Source organism: Cobetia sp. 29-18-1, from assembly GCF_029846405.1.
Taxonomy (GTDB): Bacteria; Pseudomonadota; Gammaproteobacteria; order Pseudomonadales; family Halomonadaceae; genus Cobetia; species Cobetia amphilecti.
The window spans coordinates 1-1,306 of sequence record NZ_JARWKS010000045.1 but is presented as its reverse complement, the minus strand read 5'-3'; the positions used below and the strand labels follow the sequence as shown (position 1 = coordinate 1,306).

General features: G+C 53.2%; 1 pseudogene. It reads right to left on the bottom strand.

The window, feature by feature from the left end:
• Positions 1-35 precede the first annotated feature (35 nt).
• Positions 36-1,252 (bottom strand): annotated as a pseudogene (locus QD208_RS17545) (IS3 family transposase).
• Between the last annotated feature and the right edge of the window lie 54 nt (positions 1,253-1,306).

Here is a 1,306-nt window from a genome sequence, read left to right as displayed (position 1 = left end):
TGTCTAGTCCTGAAATAGGTTGACACTTTGGGAACTCAAAACGCTCGATGCACCGCATCGGGCGTTTTGTATTTCAAGGCCAAGTGAGGCCGTGCCTGGTTATAGATATCGATCGACTCACGGACCATCTTACGTGCTTGCATCAAGTCTTTTGGTCTTGCCAACAAGAACTCCGTCTTCAGAATGCCATTGACGCGCTCAGCCAAGGCATTCTGATAGCAGTCATATCCATCCGTCATCGAACACTGGACGCCATGCTGGCGATGTAACTGCTGGTAACTGTCACAGCAATATTGAACCCCTCGATCCGAATGATGGATCAGTGGCTGCTGCCCAGCACGCTGCCTTAGCGCCTGACGAAAGGCCTGCTCCACCTCCTTGCTACGCAAACTATCATGAACGTGATGCCCCACAATTCTGCGTGAGTACGCGTCGGTGACCAAGCTCACATAGCTCATGCCCGACTGAGTTGGCAGGTAGGTGATATCCGCCACCCAGACCTGATCAGGCCGACTGGCCACGACTTGCCCAGAGCCTGCCTTGAGCAGGTTGGGATGACGATAAAAGCGATGGTGACTCAAGGTTGTCTTGTGATACGCCCGACGCCGAGCGATCAGCAATCGATGAGAGCGCAGCATCTGAAACAATCGATCACGGCCTACGTGGAGCTTCGAGTTTGACTGTTCATGTAGCAGATAGTGGAGCTTCCGGACTCCAATACGGGGCTGGCTACGGCGTATCTCATGCACGAAGTTGATGACTTGCTGCTCTTGAGTCGCACGCAATTCCTGGGCACGCCATGTCTGATACCAAGCCTGCCGGCTGATGCCGAGAAATCGGCAAACCTTGCTGACGTTGAGACTTGCTACGTTTTTGTCCGCGAGGGCTTGCCTGGCAGCTTTTTTACCGAAATCCCGTAATCTTTCTTCAACACATTGACCACCGTCTCGAAGAACTGGGCTTTCTGCTGCGATAGCTCAAGCTGCTTTTCAAGCTCTTTGATGCGCTGTTCAGGTGTCTGTGGAAGGGCTTCTTTCATGGCGTAGCTCCCAGATGTTTTGACATCCCGGGAAGAGCCCCAGTCTTGATGACCATGCTGGCGCAGCCATCGAAGTACTGTGGACCGTCCCTGTATGCCATAGCGGGCCTGAGCCTGCTTATAAGTCATCTCCCCAGCCTCGATCTGCTCGACGACGGCGAGCTTAAAAGCCAAGGTGTAATCGCGCTGGGTACGCTTAACGTGCTGGTTCATCACGCTCTCCCTAAAGATAGGTCAGAACGTGTCAACTATATTCAGGACGGGACA